This window comes from Kocuria sp. ZOR0020, from assembly GCF_000800955.1.
Classification (GTDB): Bacteria; Actinomycetota; Actinomycetes; order Actinomycetales; family Micrococcaceae; genus Kocuria; species Kocuria subflava.
The window spans coordinates 1-205 of the sequence record NZ_JROX01000457.1 but is presented as its reverse complement, the minus strand read 5'-3'; the positions used below and the strand labels follow the sequence as shown (position 1 = coordinate 205).

General features: G+C 32.7%; 1 protein-coding gene. It reads right to left on the bottom strand.

The window, feature by feature from the left end; translation table 11 throughout:
* The coding region (locus L979_RS16935; RefSeq protein ID WP_231559567.1) for a hypothetical protein at positions 1-205 on the bottom strand (205 nt) is incomplete at both ends.

Sequence of the window (205 nt, the reverse complement as noted above, 5' to 3'; positions counted from 1 at the left end):
GAGCATTGTCTAAAATACTTGTATCCTCATTGATATAAAAAGGACTAATCAGCCTTACTAATTCTTCTGGCTTATATTCTTTTTTATCGTTAGCAAAGAGTAAGTCTAACAGTTCGCCTGTGTTGCTATCAAATATAGGGTACAAGTCAATATAACGAGTTGTAAGCAACTTTTTAATTACTTTCTGCCAAAACTCCATGCTATT